Origin of the sequence: Nonomuraea sp. NPDC003709, from assembly GCF_040610775.1 — a bacterium.
Classification (GTDB): domain Bacteria; phylum Actinomycetota; class Actinomycetes; order Streptosporangiales; family Streptosporangiaceae; genus Nonomuraea; species Nonomuraea angiospora_A.
This window is the reverse complement of sequence record NZ_JBEXMW010000028.1, coordinates 1-13,022: the sequence shown is the minus strand read 5'-3', so window position 1 is coordinate 13,022 and position 13,022 is coordinate 1. Positions and strand designations below refer to the sequence as shown.

Below are 13,022 nucleotides of genomic sequence, written 5' to 3'. Positions count from 1 at the left end.
GGCGGCACGAACTAGGAGGCGCCACTCCGAGCGCGCCTCGTGATCCCCCGACAACTCCCGGTTGCCAGAGTACGCACCTTTCCGACCTTCCGTCGAGATCCCGTGCCGGGGGTCACCAGTTGGCGGGCAGCCCCGGCGTCGTGGCCGGCAGCGCGTGGCCGGGCGGGTGGATGATGTACGTGACCCCGCCGCTGCTGGAGCTCCGCAGCCACACGTTCTCGAAGTCCGCCCGGGGATAGACGTGCCGCACGGCGGCGTTGCCGGACGACGCCGGGTCGTTGGCGATCACGTCACCCGACGAGGTGAAGCCCACGATCGCCATGAGGTGCCCGTTGGTGCCGTAGCCGGCGCCGGGCAGCTCGCCCTTCTTGAACGACTGCGAGGTGATGACCGGGATGCCCGCCTTGATCAGCTGCTCCAGCTCGGTCAGCGACCGCAGCCGCGTGACGAACCCGTCCATTCCGTAGCGTCCGGCGTAGGCGGTGTTGAACGGCCAGTTGCCGGCGCCCTGGTAGGCGTGGTCGTAGGTGTAGCGGGCGGCGTAGTCGACCTCGGGGTTCGGGTCGGAGGGGTCGACCCAGGAGGTGTCCTGCGCGCTCGGCCACCTGTCCCAGTAGCCGAGGACCATGGTGGTCGAGGTCGGGCTGCACCAGGCCTCGCCGCCGCCGTCCCATTCGGGGTAGTGGCCCTGGTGCACGTTCTGGGAGCGGCGCGGCACGGCGAGCTCCGTCCCCCAGGCGCCCCCGCCCGGGCTGACCGGCACGGTCTTGCGCTCGGGCACGTTGGAGGCCATGACGCCGGAGGTGCGCACGCGCGGCGTGATCGCGGACCCGGGCGCGCGGTAGAGGGTGAGGCGCAGCTGGTAGGCGGTGATGGGCTTGCCCGCCGCCGCGACCAGCGTGTCCACCGAGACGTTCGCGTCGGCGTCGCCCTGTCCCGGCACGGAGGTGCGGCGGATGTCGCCCTCCGCGTACGCCCAGCGGCCGAGCGAGAACCACTTGGTCAGCCCCTCGGCGTTCCTGGCCCGGGCCTCGACCTGCATCCAGCTGCCCGGGGGCACGTCCGCGGTCCAGGAGGCGATCAGCTCGGTGGCGTCGAACCCGATGGTCCGCTCGGGGCCGGTCCAGCGGGCGTACTCCCAGCTCTTGGTGCCGAGCGCGTCGGTGTAGGAGACGGTGCCGGCGGCCGTGCCGAACGACAGGCCGTCGCCGGCCGTGGTGCCCTCGTACGTGCCGGTGGCGAAGTCGGCCCGCTGGAAGACGACCTCGGACGTCAGGGCGAGCGGTTTCGCCCCGGCGGGGGCGGAGAGCGCCGTGGCGAGGAGCAGGCTGGACAGGAACACGGTCAGCGCGCGCATGAACCCACCTTCCGGCACAACCGCTGTGTGAAGCATCCGGAAATCTACGTATCAACTCACGCTGCGTAAGTTTCACGAGTGTCGAAATATTTCGGTAAGAGTTTCCCTAGGTTATGGCAGATTATTACGCTTGGCACTGACCTGCGGGCCCGATAGCTTTCTACGATTCATTGACACATTTCGGAAATTTCCCCAAACTGGCAGTTCACCCCTTCGGTGATGGACGTGTGTGGTGTGGTGTGCTCCGGGTGCCGCCACACCACACACCTTCCCGGCCATGATCCAGCTGGGTCGGCTGTGGGAACGTGGGGCATATGCGCAAATACGTGATCCTCGGCGTCCAGGGCAGCGGCAAGGGCACCCAGAGCGCCATGCTCGCCGGCGACCTCGACCTCGTGCACATCAGCGTCGGCGACATCTTCCGCTGGCACGTCAAGAACCACACCAAGCTGGGCGCCCAGGTCCGCCGCCTGGTCGCGGCCGGCGAACTGGTGGGGGACGACCTGGTGGAGGCCGTGGTCAGGGACCGGCTCCAGCAGCACGACTGGAACTACGGCTTCATCATCGACGGCTTCCCCCGCAACCGCCGCCAGGCGGAGTTCTTCCTGGAGAGCTACGACATCGACGGGGTGATCCACCTGGACCTGCCGGACGAGGAGGTGCGCCGCCGCGTCCTGGCCCGCCGCCTGTGCTCGCGCTGCGGCATGGACTACAACCTGATCGCCCACCGGCCGGCGGAGGAGGGCCGCTGCGACGTGTGCGGCGGCGAGCTGATCTCCCGCGCCGACGACACCCCGGACGCCCTGGCCAGACGCCTGCGCGAGTACCACAGCAAGATCGACCCCGTGGTGGAGCTGTTCAGGGGCAAGGAGTACGTGATGACCGTCGACGCCCGGTCGGACAAGGCGACGGTCCAGCGGACCATCCGCACCCGCTTCAACCTCCCGCCCTACACGCCGCCTCAGTGAGTGATCAGCATGGTGAACCGGTAGAGGTCGACGGCGAGGAAGAGGGAGAAGACGACGAACGCCGACGTGCTCCGCCACACGAAGCCCATCGCCGCCAGGGTCAGGAGGACGGCGGAACCCGACGCCGCGGTCGCCAGCGTCATCATGTCCGGATCGCTGTAATCCGGCATCTCGGGGTCCCAGTCGTAGTTGGTCGGCATGAAGCTCGCGAGCATCGCGAACGCTCCGAGGGTGCCCGTGGAGGCGCTCATGCTGATCCAGGCGACCCTGTACGTCCTGTGCGCCGCCAACTGAGCCGCGGTCTCCGGATTTCTCACGACAACGCCCCCGTTTCCCGTAATTCCTTGACGCACTTTATGACGAGGAACACGGGGAAGCGGGCCGCTTCCGGTCGATTCGCCGCCCATTCGGGAGCCGGCTCGGGCTCGGCGAACTCGTCCACCCACAGGCCGTGGCGGCGGAAGGTGTTGACGTACGTCGAGAGCGTACGGTGGTTGGCGCCCACCTGGCGGCGCAGCGCGGAAAGCTCCCCGTCGGCGCGCCACCAGCCCTCGGCGTGGTAGCGCGCGTCCCCCGGCCAGGAGCCGGACACCCCCGGGCCGCCGGGAAAGCACGGGTGCAGGATCGAGCAGGCGAAGACCCCTCCGGGCCGCAACGCGCCGGCGGCGGTCGCGACGGCGCCTTCGAGGTCGTCGATGTCGGAGAGGCCGAAGTTGCAGACCACCACGTCGAACGCATCCGGCAGGCCGGGCCGGGAGGCGTCCGCGTGGAGATAGCGGATGCCCAGAGGCGCGTCGCGCTCGGTGGCCCTCGCCTTCGCGATCAGGGCCTGTGAGACGTCCACGCCCACGACGGCGGCGCCCCGGCGGGCCAGCTCGCGGCTGATCCGGCCGTGGCCGCAGGCGATCTCCAGCACCCGCGTGCCCGCGACCGGCCCCAGCAGGTCGAGCAGGCGCGCGGAGGCCGGGTCGTCGATGACGTCGGTCCAGCCGGAGGCGTAGAAGTCGGCGATCTCGTCGTAGCGCGCGACATCGGGCATGACCCCGACGGTACGCGTCCTCGATCCGCGGCGGGCGGGTGTTCGTCGAGCGCGGAACGCCTGCCGGGCGGGCAAAGGGTTCGCCATGGCGGCGCATGGTTCCGGTCGGGCCGCCCCGTGGGCGGGGCGGGTGAGAGGAGGATCGTCCCCGGTCGAGCGGCACGGCGCGGTCAGGCGGGGGGACGACATGGGCATGCCCGGGATCGCGGCGGTCATCGCGCTCCTCGCCGTAGGCGGGTGGACCGGAGTGTACGGCTCCGCCCCGCCACCGCTGTCCGGCGCGGTTCCGGCCGCGTTCCACGTGCCCGGGAGCCCGGACCTGCGGATCATCGGGACCGTCAGCCCGGAGCCGATGGTCATCGGCGGGGAGTCGGTCTACTCGGTCACCGTCATGAACGCGGGGGACCGGGCCGCCCAGAACGTGACGGTCATCGACACGCTGGACCGCAACGCGATCCCGGGCCCGATCCCCGACGACTGCGCCCTCATCAGGCACGGCGGCGCCGTCGCCTGCGGCGGACCCGGGCTGACGCTCCCCGCGGGGCAGAGCGTGAGCTACGAGATCCCGGTCATGATCGACCCGGGAGTCCCGGAGGGCGCGCACGTCCTCAACCGCGCCGAGGTCACGGCCTGGGGGATGGGCAGCGGCACGACGCGGATGGTCAGCCCGACCCGGGCGCGGGTCGGGGGCCGTCCGGAGGCCGCGGGCCCGGACGGCGCCGTCGACGACTGCGCCCCCGGCAACACGGGCGGTTCCGAGGACGCGCCGGTGGAGGGCCCCGCCGGGGGCGGCGGCTGCGCGTCCGCCGTACCCGATCCGGCCCCGGCTCCGCGGCCGACGCCGAGCCCCGACACCCCCAAGGAACCGGACCCCGCGCCCACGGCCGATCCGGTGCCGTCCGTCACGGCGGAGCCGGGCCCCGTTCCGGGCCCCACTTCGGGTGACGACGCCGGGCCTCCGCAGCCCGTCCCCGGTGAGGGTTACCTTCCGCCTCTGCCCGGCCAGGATCCGCTCCAGCCCGTCCCCGGTCAGGGGCCGGTCCAGCCGGGTCCCGGTCAGCCGGGCCCCGGGGAGAAGGCCGGGCCCGGCCAGGTGCCGTACCCGGAAGGTCTCCATGAGGGTGGATATCAGGTGGGGGTCGGCGGGGGACCCGCCCATCGCGGGTCCCGGCCGGCGTCCGGCGGCGAGGAACCGGAGACGGAGGCCGACGACCTCCCCCTGGCCGGCGTGTCAGGCTGGGGGCTCGGCCTGGGCTTCGCCGTCCTCCTGGCGATCAGCCTGCTCGTGTGGCACTTCTCCCGCCGCGAGCAGGCCCGAGACCGTACCCGCAACCGGCCTCCCGCCGAAGCGGGCAAGAAGCGGTGAGGCTCAGCGGGCGCGAGAGGACAGCGCGTCGCGGGTCCACGAGCCGAGCACCAGCAGCGTCTTGGTCCCGGTCACGTCCCCGGCCCGCCGCAGCCGGTCGATGACCTGCTGCAGGTGCCCGAGGTCGCGTACCCGCACGTGGATCAGGGCGTCCGGATCGCCCGCGATCGTGAACACCGCCTGCACCTCGGGCACGTCCGTGGCGGTGCGGACGATCTCGCTCACGGGAGTCGTGCCCGGATAACGTAGCTCCGTGAACGCCTCGATCCCCCACCCCAGCTTGCCGTAGTCGATCTGCACCGTGAACCCCGTGATCACGCCGAGATCCCTGAGCCGGTCGACCCGCCGCTTCACCGCCGCGACCGACAGCCCCACCAGGTCCGCCATCTCCGAGAACGTCCTGCGCCCGTCCTCCCGCAGCAGCCGGAGGATGCGGTGGTCGACGTCGTCCACATCAGGCATGCGAGAACCCCTTCGTCCGGCGCAAAGAACCGCAGCCGCCAAGCCCAAGTGTTCACATAGTTTGCGTCTTCCGGGCACTTTCTCATCTAATACTTGCGCATATCATCCCGCATTGCTGTGCTTGGCACACAAGTACGAGGCCAGGAGGTTCGAGCGTGAGCGAGCCAACAGTGTCGCTCGACGACAAGTACACGGCACATGACGGCCGGGTCCTCATCTCCGGCATCCAGGCCCTGGTGCGCCTGACGCTGGAGCAGCGCAGGCTGGACGAGGAACACGGGCTGGACACGCGTGTGTTCGTCACCGGCTACCAGGGTTCGCCGCTGGGAGGCGTGGACCTGGAGATGAAGCGGGCGGCGCGGTTCCTGGAGCCGGCCGGCGTGGTCTTCCAGGCGGGCCTGAACGAGGAGCTGGCCGCCACGGCGGTGGCCGGCACCCAGCTGCTCGACCAGGTGCCGGGCCGCCGGCACGACGGCGTCACCGGCTTCTGGTACGGCAAGAACCCCGGCCTCGACCGCGCCGCCGACGCCATCCGGCACGCCAACACGGCCGGCACGGCGCCCCTGGGCGGCGCGGTGGCCTGGATCGGCGACGACCCCGGCTGCAAGTCCTCCACGCTGCCCAGCACGTGCGAGCCCATGTGCCAGAGCCTGTCCATGCCGCTGCTCGCGCCCGGGTCGATCGCGGAGATCGTCGAGTTCGGGCTGCACGCGGTGGCCCTGTCGCGCGCCACCGGGCTCTGGGCCGGGCTGAAGATCGTCGCGGACATCGCCGACGCGTCCGCCACGGTGGACCTCGGCCGGCTCCGCGCCGGCATCCCGATGCCCGACAAGAGAGATCGCGGCGCGGCCCCCCTCCTGCTCGGCGCCGCCGCGCTGGACGCCGAGCACGACATGCTCACGCGCCGCCTCGACCTGGCCCGCGAGTACGCCCGCGAGCACGGCCTCAACCGGGTGACGGCGGGAGCGGGCAACACCGCCCTGGGCATCCTGGCCTCCGGCACCACGTACGCGGTGGTCCTGCGCGCCCTGGCCGACCTCGGCCTGGACGAGGCGGCGCTGGACGAGCGCGGGATCCGGCTGATCAAGCTCGGGATGCCGTTCCCGCTCGCCTACGACGACCTGGCCGCCATGACCGCCGACCTCGACAAGGTGCTGGTGGTCGAGGACAAGGTGCCGTTCCTGGAGGGGCAGCTCAAGCAGGCCCTGTACGGGCGGGAACGCATGCCGGCGGTCGTGGGCCGGGACCTGCTGACCGCCCGCGGCACCCTGGGCGCCGAGGACGTGGCCAAGGCCGTCGCCGCCTGCCTGGGCATCGACCTGGCCCCGCGCGCGAAGGTCCGGCCGAGGCGCATGCTGCCCCTGGTGGCCGCGCGCACCCCGTACTTCTGCTCCGGCTGCCCCCACAACACCTCCACCCGCACCTCCGACGGCACGCTGGTCGGCGTCGGCATCGGCTGCCACGCCATGATCGCCCTGGACGGCCACGGGCGCGGCACCCAGGTGGGCCTCACGCAGATGGGCGGCGAGGGCGCGCAGTGGTTCGGGCTGGCGCCGTTCACCGAGGACCGGCACTTCGTGCAGAACCTCGGCGACGGCACCTTCCACCACTCCGGCTCCCTGGCGATCAGGGCCGCCGTCGCCGCCGGGGTGACGATGACGTACAAGCTGCTCTACAACGACGCCGTGGCCATGACCGGCGGCCAGCGCGCCGAGGGCCGGCTGGACGTGCCGGCGCTGACGCACGAGCTGGCCATCGAGGGCGTGCGCCGGATCGTGGTCACCTCGCCGGAGCCGGAGACGTACCGGGGGGTGCGGCTGGCGGGGATCGCGTCGGTGCGGCACCGCGACGACCTGCCCGAGGTGGAGAAGGAGCTGGCCGCCCTCGACGGCGTGACCGTGCTGATCCACGACGACCGGTGCGCGGCCGAGGAGCGGCGGCTGCGCAAGCGCGGCAAGCTGCCCACGCCCACGGAGAAGGTCGTGATCAACGAGCGGGTCTGCGAGGGCTGCGGCGACTGCGGCGAGGTGTCGACCTGCCTGTCCGTGCAGCCGGTCGAGACCGAGTACGGCCGCAAGACCCGCATCCACCAGGCCTCCTGCAACTCCGACCTGAGCTGCCTCAAGGGCGACTGCCCGTCGTTCCTGCTGGTGGAGCCGGGCACCGTACGCCGTCGCCAGGCCCCGCCGCCGCCCGCCGAGGTGCCGGAGCCCGCGAGCCGGCCCGTCGAGGCCCTGATCCGGATGCCCGGCATCGGCGGCACCGGCGTCGTCACCGTCTCGCAGATCCTGCAGATGGCGGCCCACCTCGACGGCCTGTACGCGTCCGGGCTCGACCAGACCGGGCTGGCGCAGAAGGGCGGGCCCGTGGTCAGCGACGTGCGGATCTCGGCGCGGCCCCTGGAGGGCTCCGTGCGGGCCACGCCGGGGACCGCGGACGTGCTGATCGGGTTCGACCTGCTGGGCGCGGCTGCCGAGTCGAACCTGGCCACGGCCTCGCCCGAACGCACCGTCGCCATCCTGAACACCGCCGTCGTCCCCACCGCCGCCATGGTGACCGGGCGCGCGGTCGTGCCGGGGCACGCGGACGCGGTCGCCCGCGTCGAGTCCGCCGCCAGGCGCGTCGAGTGCCTGGACGCCCAGGGGCTGTCGGAGAGCCTGTTCGGCGACCACATGCCGGTGAACCTGCTCCTCCTCGGCGCCGCCTACCAGCACGGCTGTCTGCCGGTCTCCGCCGCCGCCGTCGAGCGGGCCATCACGCTCAACGGGGCCGCCGTCGAGCAGAACCTCGCCGCCTTCCGCTGGGGCCGCGCCACCGTGGTCGCCGCGGAGCCCGCTCCGTCGCCGGCCGCCGAGGGGCTGGACGAGGTGGTGGCCACCCGCGTCGCCGACCTGACCGGCTACCAGAACGCCGCCTACGCCCGTTCGTACGAGGAGGACGTGCGGCAGGTGGCGGACACCGCGGTCAAGCTGGCGGGCGAGGAGGCGGGCGCCCGGATCGGGCTCGCGTACGCCCGGGCCCTGCACAAGCTCATGGCCTACAAGGACGAGTACGAGGTCGCCCGCCTGCACCTCGACCCCGTGGAGAAGGAGCGGAGGGAGCGCGAGTACGGCCCGGACGCGGTCGTGTCGGTGCTGCTGCACCCGCCGCTGCTGCGGGCGATGGGGCTCAAGCGTAAGATCAAGGTACGCCGTTCCGCCGGGGTCCTGTTCCGCGGGCTGCGGGCCGCCAGGGTGCTGCGCGGCACGACGTTCGACGTCTTCGGCCACGCCCGCGTACGGCGCGTCGAACGCGAGCTGGTCGTCGAATACCGCGACCTGGTGCGGACCGCGCTGGACAAGCTCACGCCCGGCAGCGCCGAGACGGTCGCGGAGATCGCGGGCCTGCCCGACCTGATCCGGGGGTACGAGGACATCAAGCTCGCCCGGGTCGCCGAGTTCCGCGACCGCGCCAAGGCCGCGCTCGCGCGGCTGGACGAGCCCGTTACGAGCCAGGAGAGATCGTGACCGTTGACCGCCTGCTGCCCGACCAGGACGCCCGGGATCTCATCGAGCTGACCCGCGAGATCGCCGACAAGGAGCTCGGGCGCCGGGTCGACGAGCACGAGCGCGCCGAGACGTACCCGGAGGGGCTGTTCGCCACGCTGGGCGCGGCGGGGCTGCTCGGGCTGCCGTACCCGGAGGAGCTCGGCGGCGGCGGGCAGTCGTACGAGGTCTACCTGCAGGTGATCGAGGAGCTGGCGATGCGGTGGGCGGCCGTCGCGGTCGCCACCAGCGTGCACACCCTCGCCTGCTTCCCCGTCTCCGCCTTCGGCACCCCCGAGCAGCGCGAGCGGTGGCTGCCCGACATGCTGGCCGGACGCCTGATCGGCGGCTACAGCCTGTCGGAGCCCCAGGCCGGCTCCGACGCCGGGGCGCTGACCTGCAAGGCGGAGCGGGTGGAGACCGGCTACCGGATCACCGGCAACAAGGCGTGGATCACCCACGGCGGCCTCGCCGACTTCTACGCGCTCTTCGTCCGGACCGGGGAGGGGTCGCGGGGCATCTCCTGCTTCCTCGCGCCGGGGGCCGCCGACGGGCTGACGTTCGGGCGGCCCGAGGAGAAGATGGGGCTGCACGCCGTACCGACCACCAGCGCCCACTGGGACGGGGCGATCCTGGAGGAGGACCGGCTGATCGGCGAGGAGGGCCAGGGACTGCAGATCGCCTTCAGCGCGCTCGACTCGGGACGCCTCGGCATCGCCGCCTGCGCCACCGGCCTCGCACAGGCCGCGCTCGACGAGGCCGTGGCCTACGCCAAGGAACGCCAGACGTTCGGCAAGCGGATCATCGACCACCAGGGGCTCGGGTTCCTGCTGGCGGACATGGCGGCGGGGGTGGAGAGCGCGCGGGCCACCTACCTCGACGCGGCCCGGCGCCGCGACGCGGGCCTGCCGTACAGCAAGCAGGCCAGCATCGCCAAGCTGGTCGCGACGGACGCGGCGATGAAGGTCACGACGGATGCGGTGCAGGTGTTCGGCGGGTATGGGTACACGCGCGAGTTCCGCGTCGAGCGCTACATGCGCGAGGCCAAGATCATGCAGATCTTCGAGGGCACCAACCAGATCCAGCGCCTCGTCATCAGCCGCCACCTGGCCAAGTAGCCCCTGACCTGCGAAAACCCCGCTTCCCTGTGCTGGGAGGCGGGGTTCTTCGGCTTGGGAGTGGGCCCTAGATGATCACTGTTCCGTCCCTGTTCCGTGAGAGACCTCGCGCGGTCGGAATAGGCGGTCGTCGATGGCCTTGCGGGCGCGATCGTGGGAGCCGGGCATTATGTGGGCGTAGACGCGGAGGGTGAAGCCTGGGTCGGCGTGGCCGAGGTGCTCCGCGAGTTCCCTCACCGAGACGCCGCTGGCCAGCATGACGCTGGCGTAGTAGTGCCGGAGCTGGTGCAGCCCTTCTTTACGGGAGTGACGTAGCGCTTCCGTTGACGAGGGTCCTTGCCGGGCGGTGGGATGACGCCCGCTTGGACGAGTGCGGGCTTCCAGACGATCTCACTGTAGGTCCTGGATCTGCCGACGTAGGCGGAGCACACTCCTCGAAGTCGATGTCCTCCAGAGCGAGGCCGAGCAGTTCGCCCTGCCGCAGCCCGCAGGCGGCCCCGATCATGGGGAGCAGGAAGTATCAGGACCAGCTCTGGTTCACCGGCGAGGTCGAGGACGTCTTCGACCTCGCCTTGCCCGGCGCTGCGGGCAGCCCGTACTCGAGGACTTGCTCGTGGGTGAGCGCGATCTGTTCCACGGCCAACCAGCAGCCGCTGGTTCGGGCGAGCCAGTCGGTCAGGATCGCCTCGCCGCTGGCGTCGTAATCGCCGACGTAGGCCAGCACCGCCGGGCGCGGATCGGCGGCCAAGCGCTCGCGGACCCGCCGCACATAGGTCTCGCTGGAAAAGCCGCGTAGCACCAGGACGGGCAGGCCGTACTCGAAGGTCCAGGTGCAGTGCCACCGGCTGGTTCTCCGTCCGGTCGCGCCGGTACAAGTCGGGGACTTGGGCGAGGATTTCGCCGGGATCGGTGTGTTCGCGGACACTCAACTTGGTGATGAACGCGTCATTCAGGATGGGGACGGGCAGGCGTCAAAAGACCCCGACTGGGCGAAGCTGTCGGGGTCTTGGTGTGCAGACTGACGGCCTGGTGTGCATCATGCCCGGCAGGGTTCGGGTCTTCATCGGCTCCGGGCTGCGCGTAAGAAGACGTCCTGAGACCCGGTAGGGCCTTGGGGAAGTTGAGCTGGATCAGACCGGGCCTTGGGGTGCGTTGCGTCAGTTCCCGTACTGCTTGGTGTCCGGGTGCTCGATGAGCAGGACATGGGCGGTCTTGTCGGCAACGGGACGGTGCCGCATTCCTCTGGGAACGACGAACAGTTCGCCCGCCTTCAGCACCACCGGGTTTTGCCCCTCCAACTGGATCTCAAAGCTGCCGTCCCAGCACAAGAAGAGCTCGTCCTCATCGTGGTGATGCCACGGGAACTCGCCTTCCAATCGAGCCAGGCGAACAACGGTGGTGTCGTTCACCGCCGCCAGATTGTGCTGCTGGAAGGGCCCTGGGAGCGCGGTGATGGCCTCGGCCACCGAGACCGCAGCAAGGTGACGCGAAGCTTCATGCTGTGTGGTCATGCCACAATCCTTGCCTTTCAGAGTGGCCCGATAACAGAGCCAATCTGCGAAAATTGGTCCTTATGGCGGACCAATCGCCTGAAATCATGCTGATCCGAAGCAGGGCTATTGGACGATCCTCTTCGTGGCGGGTTGGCGTCACTCTGATGCGATGACTTCGTTGACGGCGGCCCGGGCGGCGGACTCGTCGACGATGGTCTTGTCGGCGATGAAAGTCGCCAGTAGAGCTTGGATGGCCAGGTTGTTGATCGCGCGGGGGTAGCCGCGGCTGGCAGTGTGGATGAGCGTGGCGGCGTCCTCGGTGAACAGGGGATCGGTGCGGCCGGCCAGGGCGAGGTGGTGACGTAGGTAGTCGACGGTCTCCTCGCAGGCCATGCCGTTCATGTGGTAGCGGACGGCGATGCGCTGATCGAGCGCGGCCAGCACGCCTAGCTTGATCTTGCGGCGCAGGGTCGGCTGGCCGATCAGCAGGCACGCGAACGGGCTGGAGGAGTCCATCTCGTGGTTGGTCAACATGCGTACCGACTCCAACTGGTCGTGGCCCAGCAGGTGGGCCTCATCCAGGATGAGCACCGGGGTGCGACCGCGTTCGGCCAGTTCGGTCGCCAGCGCGTCGTTGGCCTGTGGGATCAGGGTGGCCTTGTGCGGTTTGGGGACGCCGCCCAGCGCGGTGACGATGGCGGTGTCGATGCCGCGGACGCCGACGTCGGGGTTGCCGATGTAGATAGGGATGTGCCGAGCGGGGTCCAGGGAGGCGATCGCGGCCCGGGTCGCGACGTCTTGCCGACGCCAACTTCACCGGTGATGACACCGAGGGCGCGTTCGGTGACGCACCAGGTGATGCGGGCGGTGGCTTCGCCGTGGGCGCCATGCCGGTGCATCATGCTGGGGGCCAGGTCGCGGCCGAAGGGCATTTTGGTGAAGCCGAAGAAGCCTTGCAGGCGGTCGATCACAGCTGGTCCTCTCCGGTCAGTGCCGGGTCCTGCTCGGTCGGCGCTGCTTCTTCGTCTTCACCTTGCCGGTCGATGTTCTTGCTGGTCAGCGCGGTGTAGTTGATGCGGGTGGCCAGGGCGGCGGTGTGGCTGTCATCCAGCAGGCGCAGGTAGTCGATCCCGGTGCCCGGCTCCGGCGCAGCGGGCGCCGCCTGTTCGGGTTTGGCCTTGGGGTGCGTGTGCCGGCCGATGACCTGCGGGGTGGCCATCCCCATCGGCTCGCCCCGGAAGCGGACCTCCAGCATGGTCAGGTCGAAGGGATCGAAGACCAGCTCGACCTTCCGCCCCACCAAGCTCGGGTCGACGCAGTAGGAGTTGGCGAACAGCCGGACTGTGGCGGTCCCTGGTGATAGACGCGCTCGACCCAGGCAGTGAACAGCCGGTTCAGCTCGGCCAAGTCGTTCACCTTGGTGCCGGCGGTCTGCCCGTCGGCAGCGATCTCGACCAGGAATTGCTGGCGGACGGTCTTGAAGAACCTTTCGATCTTCCCGCGGCGATGCAGTCGAGGACGCGCTGGAGCCCGTACCGGAACTGGTCGTCGCGGCTCAGGTGCAGTCGGCGCTCGCACTGGTTGGATCGTCCGGCTCCAGCGGGTCGAGGTTCTCGTCAAAGGCGAACGCCGCGCTGCCAGGCTGATCGGCCAACTCCGCGCCTTGCAGGTTCAGCACCAAGAGTTGCTTCTTAA

The 13,022-nt window shown here is 70.5% G+C and carries 14 protein-coding genes; 4 read left to right on the top strand and 10 right to left on the bottom strand.

Annotated features, from left to right (window positions below; all coding sequences use genetic code 11):
* Positions 1 to 112: 112 nt before the first annotated feature.
* Positions 113 to 1,357 carry a C39 family peptidase gene (locus ABZX61_RS53780; RefSeq protein ID WP_355207846.1) on the bottom strand — a complete coding sequence of 415 codons (1,245 nt, stop codon included), beginning with the start codon at positions 1,355 to 1,357 and terminating at the stop codon, positions 113 to 115.
* Positions 1,358 to 1,671: 314 nt separating this feature from the next.
* On the opposite strand from ABZX61_RS53780, the gene ABZX61_RS53775 reads away from it, so the two are divergent.
* Complete coding sequence (locus ABZX61_RS53775) at positions 1,672 to 2,325, top strand: nucleoside monophosphate kinase (RefSeq protein WP_355207844.1); 654 nt, start codon at positions 1,672 to 1,674, stop codon at positions 2,323 to 2,325.
* Here ABZX61_RS53775 and ABZX61_RS53770 read toward each other — a convergent pair.
* Together ABZX61_RS53770 and ABZX61_RS53765 are read right to left on the bottom strand one after the other, a co-directional pair.
* Positions 2,319 to 2,576: a hypothetical protein gene (locus ABZX61_RS53770; RefSeq protein WP_355207841.1), complete on the bottom strand. Its 258-nt coding sequence runs from the start codon at positions 2,574 to 2,576 to the stop codon at positions 2,319 to 2,321. The genes ABZX61_RS53775 and ABZX61_RS53770 overlap by 7 nt on opposite strands.
* 62 nt (positions 2,577 to 2,638) lie before the next feature.
* Positions 2,639 to 3,364, bottom strand: a complete 726-nt coding sequence (locus ABZX61_RS53765; protein WP_355207838.1) for a class I SAM-dependent methyltransferase — start codon at positions 3,362 to 3,364, stop codon at positions 2,639 to 2,641.
* A 130-nt stretch (positions 3,365 to 3,494) separates the two neighbouring features.
* Here ABZX61_RS53765 and ABZX61_RS53760 point away from each other — a divergent pair, with 130 nt between their 5' ends.
* The gene (locus ABZX61_RS53760) at positions 3,495 to 4,730 is read left to right on the top strand and encodes a hypothetical protein (protein ID WP_355207835.1); all 1,236 of its coding nucleotides are present in this window, start codon (positions 3,495 to 3,497) and stop codon (positions 4,728 to 4,730) included.
* A 3-nt stretch (positions 4,731 to 4,733) separates the two neighbouring features.
* Here ABZX61_RS53760 and ABZX61_RS53755 read toward each other — a convergent pair whose 3' ends face one another.
* Positions 4,734 to 5,192 carry an Lrp/AsnC family transcriptional regulator gene (locus ABZX61_RS53755; protein WP_355207833.1) on the bottom strand — a complete coding sequence of 153 codons (459 nt, stop codon included), beginning with the start codon at positions 5,190 to 5,192 and terminating at the stop codon, positions 4,734 to 4,736.
* A gap of 155 nt (positions 5,193 to 5,347) precedes the next feature.
* On the opposite strand from ABZX61_RS53755, the gene ABZX61_RS53750 reads away from it, so the two are divergent.
* Positions 5,348 to 8,698: an indolepyruvate ferredoxin oxidoreductase family protein gene (locus ABZX61_RS53750; RefSeq protein ID WP_355207830.1), complete on the top strand. Its 3,351-nt coding sequence runs from the start codon at positions 5,348 to 5,350 to the stop codon at positions 8,696 to 8,698.
* Entirely contained in the window at positions 8,695 to 9,834 is a 1,140-nt protein-coding gene (locus tag ABZX61_RS53745) for an acyl-CoA dehydrogenase family protein (protein WP_355207827.1), read from the top strand. The genes ABZX61_RS53750 and ABZX61_RS53745 overlap by 4 nt, the downstream gene beginning before the upstream one ends.
* Before the next feature lie 75 nt (positions 9,835 to 9,909).
* Here ABZX61_RS53745 and ABZX61_RS53740 read toward each other — a convergent pair whose 3' ends face one another.
* From ABZX61_RS53740 to ABZX61_RS53715, 6 genes are all read right to left on the bottom strand, one after another.
* The gene (locus tag ABZX61_RS53740; protein WP_355207824.1) at positions 9,910 to 10,092 is read right to left on the bottom strand and encodes a hypothetical protein; all 183 of its coding nucleotides are present in this window, start codon (positions 10,090 to 10,092) and stop codon (positions 9,910 to 9,912) included.
* 262 nt (positions 10,093 to 10,354) lie between these two features.
* Positions 10,355 to 10,759: a hypothetical protein gene (locus ABZX61_RS53735; RefSeq protein ID WP_355207822.1), complete on the bottom strand. Its 405-nt coding sequence runs from the start codon at positions 10,757 to 10,759 to the stop codon at positions 10,355 to 10,357.
* 232 nt (positions 10,760 to 10,991) lie between these two features.
* A complete protein-coding gene (locus tag ABZX61_RS53730) occupies positions 10,992 to 11,345 on the bottom strand; it encodes a cupin domain-containing protein (RefSeq protein WP_355207820.1) in 354 nt (117 codons plus the stop codon).
* 138 nt (positions 11,346 to 11,483) lie between these two features.
* The gene (locus ABZX61_RS53725; protein WP_355208139.1) at positions 11,484 to 12,065 is read right to left on the bottom strand and encodes an AAA family ATPase; all 582 of its coding nucleotides are present in this window, start codon (positions 12,063 to 12,065) and stop codon (positions 11,484 to 11,486) included.
* A complete protein-coding gene (locus tag ABZX61_RS53720) occupies positions 11,975 to 12,298 on the bottom strand; it encodes a hypothetical protein (RefSeq protein WP_355207817.1) in 324 nt (107 codons plus the stop codon). Before ABZX61_RS53720 ends, ABZX61_RS53725 begins: the two co-directional genes overlap by 91 nt.
* A complete protein-coding gene (locus tag ABZX61_RS53715; RefSeq protein WP_355207814.1) occupies positions 12,295 to 12,627 on the bottom strand; it encodes a hypothetical protein in 333 nt (110 codons plus the stop codon). Before ABZX61_RS53715 ends, ABZX61_RS53720 begins: the two co-directional genes overlap by 4 nt.
* Positions 12,628 to 13,022: the final 395 nt, after the last annotated feature.

Excerpts from the sequence above, each read along its gene's own strand:
- ABZX61_RS53780 (WP_355207846.1), bottom strand. The coding sequence starts at position 1,357 with ATGCGCGCGCTGACCGTGTTCCTGTCCAGCCTGCTCCTCGCCACGGCG.
- ABZX61_RS53775 (WP_355207844.1), top strand. The coding sequence starts at position 1,672 with ATGCGCAAATACGTGATCCTCGGCGTCCAGGGCAGCGGCAAGGGCACC.
- ABZX61_RS53770 (WP_355207841.1), bottom strand. The coding sequence starts at position 2,576 with ATGAGCGCCTCCACGGGCACCCTCGGAGCGTTCGCGATGCTCGCGAGC.
- ABZX61_RS53765 (WP_355207838.1), bottom strand. The coding sequence starts at position 3,364 with ATGCCCGATGTCGCGCGCTACGACGAGATCGCCGACTTCTACGCCTCC.
- ABZX61_RS53755 (WP_355207833.1), bottom strand. The coding sequence starts at position 5,192 with ATGCCTGATGTGGACGACGTCGACCACCGCATCCTCCGGCTGCTGCGG.
- ABZX61_RS53740 (WP_355207824.1), bottom strand. The coding sequence starts at position 10,092 with ATGCTGGCCAGCGGCGTCTCGGTGAGGGAACTCGCGGAGCACCTCGGC.
- ABZX61_RS53730 (WP_355207820.1), bottom strand. The coding sequence starts at position 11,345 with ATGACCACACAGCATGAAGCTTCGCGTCACCTTGCTGCGGTCTCGGTG.